Source organism: Acinetobacter sp. UBA6720 (genome assembly GCF_002454215.1).
GTDB lineage: Bacteria > Pseudomonadota > Gammaproteobacteria > Pseudomonadales > Moraxellaceae > Acinetobacter.
The window spans coordinates 1-3,336 of record NZ_DKIK01000048.1 but is presented as its reverse complement, the minus strand read 5'-3'; the positions used below and the strand labels follow the sequence as shown (position 1 = coordinate 3,336).

The window sequence follows — 3,336 nt, the reverse complement described above, 5'->3', positions numbered from 1 at the left end:
GTCCGTCATGTTGAAGACTGCCTGATTCGGTCCAATCTGTTTAATTTACCCAAAGATTTACCCGAGGGCGAAGGCATCGACTGGAATGTTGTGATCGTGGATGCCACGGAAATTCCAATCCAAAGGCCTAAAAAAACAGAAGAAAAGCTATAGCGGCAAGAAAAAGACCCATACCTTTAAAGTACAGGCCATGATTCACTACAAAACTCAGAAAATTCTGAGTTTATGTACCAGTGGCGGTGCAGTGCATGATTTCGAGTTGTTCAAACGCAATTTAAACCAGATTCCTTTTGGGGCTTTTATCCTTGCAGATAAAGGCTATCAGGGGATTTATGTGTTGTATCCGAATAGCCTGTTGCCATTAAAAGCCAAAAGACACTGTAAATTGGATCCTGAATTGAAAATCTATAATCAAGAAATCAATAAAAGAAGAATCGGAATTGAGCATGTATTTGGCAGCCTGAAAACCTTCAAAATCCTTGCTGAGCGTTATCGAAATAGAGGTAAAAGGCTTGGTTTGAGATTCAATTTAATCGCTGGAATCTACAACTTGGAACTGAGCAAAAAATGATTTATGAAAGAGGTCTAATTACTCATGTAAAATAAATGGCATATTTAATATTAATAAATCTTCAAAAATCGCAAACCCACTCCCGGTTCAGTAATAATATATTTAGGCTGCACAGCATTATCATTTAACTTCACTCTTAATTTAGCCACCAGAATCCGTAAATAATGCGTATCTTCTTGGTGCGTTGGCCCCCACAGCTCTTTCAATATTTGCGGCTGAGTAATCAATTGGCCTTTATTTTTCGCCAATAAATTCAGCAGCTGATATTCTTTGCGTGTTAAGGAGAGCAATTGTTGATTTAAAAAAACCTGCCGTTTGGAAAAATCGATTTTTAATACGCCATCATCAAAAATTACAGTATCAACAGTACTATGCTGGTGCTGCCTAAGCAGTACACGAATGCGCGCCACCAGCTCCTGAACACTAAACGGCTTGGTGACATAATCATTTGCGCCAGCATCCAGAAGCTTCACTTTTTCTTCTTCATTTGCCCGCACAGACAGCACTATCACTGGAACGTGCGACCATGTGCGAAGCTCAGACAAAACCTCATAACCATCCAAATCTGGCAAACCCAAATCGAGGATCACTAAATCTGCGCCTTGCAAAGCTAGGAGTTCCAAACCCTTTTGGCCATTTTCAGCCAAAAGGGTTTTATAGCCTTGCGCTCTGAGTGCTATATCCAAGAATTTTCGAATCTGATTTTCATCATCAATAATCAAGACATTGGTCATGGAGCTGGCTGATTCATTCTGTTCTGGCATTTTCCCACCTAAAAGCTGCTAGATGCTTTAAGTAATTTGCTGAATAGGAAGCTGTATGCGGATACATGTTCCTTGATTGTTCTTGCCTGATGATGCCATGATTTTCCCCATATGCGCACCCACAATCGCTTTCACAATCGTCAAGCCCAAGCCTGTACCATATTGCCCGCGGTCACCGCGCTGCATGGTATAAAACATGTCAAAAATGCGTTCCCGCTCACCTTCCGGGATACCCTGCCCCTTATCAGTTATGGCAATTTCGATCTCATTTTCATTCACCTGCTGCACCTCAATCATCACAGCTTTATTCTCTGGTGAAAATTTTGCGGCATTTTCCAGCACATTAAAAATGGCCTGTTCAATCAAGGCGGCATGTACAAATAAACTCAAAGATTCTTGAGGCGCATGCACTTCAACCAATGCATCTGGCATATAACGGTTTAAACGGCGCACTGCTGAACCGATCAGTTCATCAACTCCAATCCAGTCCCGCTTCAAGCTTAAGCCTTCATGGCCTAAACGGGTCATATCCAGTAGGTTTTGAATATAGCGGTCTAAACGTTCCCCCTCTAAATGAATCGCTTCCAGCAAGCTGTCCTGATCATTTTCATTCATGGAATGGCGGTAAGTGCTCAAAGTATCCGCTGCTCCAATCATCGACGCCAAAGGCGAGCGTAAATCGTGCGATACGGATGATAATAATGCCGAGCGCAATTTTTCCGTTTCAGAATTCACATTGGCTATTTCCAAAGCCTTGGTCAGCTGGGTGCGGAAAATCGCCTGCGCAAGATACTCTACCATGAGTTCAGCGAGCTGTTTTTGCTCCGTATTGATTACTGCTTGCACATCTTTAAGTTTCAACCCCACCACGCCTAAGCATTGCTTGGAAGCCAATAAGGGCAAAAACCACCACTCATTTTCCGTCAAGGTTTGGGTAAAGCGACCGGACGGTTGATGGTTTTTGAATGTCCAATCGGCTGAAATTTTTTCTTTATTACTCATGATAGTGGATGATGCTTGAGTTGCTGCAGTATCTGGGAAATACAGCCAGACATCTGCATTGAGATTTTTACTCAGGCTATGTTCAGCAATCTCCTTGATTTGTGCCAAATCTAATGCTGTGGACAGCTTCTGCCCTAAATCCTGCATAATGCTGTTATAACTGTTCGCCGTTTTGAGTGCAGTCACCTGTTCTTTCAAACGTGACGCTAATCGGCTCGAAATTAAAGCCGCGCCCAAAAATGCAACCACGGTGACAATCCCCTGATGTGCAGAAATCTGAAATGTAAATTGCGGGGAAATAAAGAAAAAATTATAAGCTAGAAAGAATAGGATGGCTGAAAAAGCTGCAGCCAGCATCCGTGTTTTTGATGCCACAAAAACCACAGCGGTGATAAAAATCACCGAAAGATCTTCAATCCCTAAATACTTTTCCCCTAAGCTTGCAATCACAATGCTGATGACCGTGGTGGCTAGTACGTACTGTATTTCTCTCAGCGACAAGAATGCCCTTTGAGTGAAAAAGGACAGATGCTTATTCTCTGCAATAATCGGCACAATACTGAGTTCAAAACTGGGCCGGTATTGCAACAACTGATCAATCAAATTGAGCCTTAAATTCAGCGAAAACTTTTGCGGAGCCGCTTGTGCTAAAACCAAGGTTGAAATGCCGCGGTCCATCACATAATCAAATAAAGTTTTAGCATGTTGCTGGCCGTGAAGGACTTCAGTCATTCCGCCCATTTGACGCGTTAAGTTTAAAGCCCGTTCAATTTCACGGCTTTGCGAGTTTTCCTGTTTATTCATGATTTGCGTATCATGAGAAAAAGCAACAACTGTCCAGTTTGCCGCACGATGCTCGGCAATACGGCATCCAGTCCGAACTAAAGCTTCAGAATGCCCTTTGCCATCAATCATAATTAAGACATGATTTTTTAAGGGAATTTGAGCAAGCCCTTGAATGGCGAAATTTTCGCGTACATCATTATCAACATAATTGGC

General features: G+C 42.4%; 3 protein-coding genes. 1 reads left to right on the top strand and 2 read right to left on the bottom strand.

From position 1 onward, the window contains the following. Positions 1–100 precede the first annotated feature (100 nt). The gene (locus B4F08_RS04185) at positions 101–571 is read left to right on the top strand and encodes a transposase family protein (protein WP_279746633.1); all 471 of its coding nucleotides are present in this window, start codon (positions 101–103) and stop codon (positions 569–571) included. 50 nt (positions 572–621) lie between these two features. Here the strand turns inward: B4F08_RS04185 and B4F08_RS04180 are convergent, their stop codons facing one another. Continuing rightward, positions 622–1,335, bottom strand: a complete 714-nt coding sequence (locus B4F08_RS04180; RefSeq protein ID WP_004692355.1) for a response regulator — start codon at positions 1,333–1,335, stop codon at positions 622–624. A 27-nt stretch (positions 1,336–1,362) separates the two neighbouring features. Further along, positions 1,363–3,336: ATP-binding protein (locus B4F08_RS04175; RefSeq protein WP_291373363.1), on the bottom strand; the 1,974-nt coding region annotated here is incomplete at its 5' end.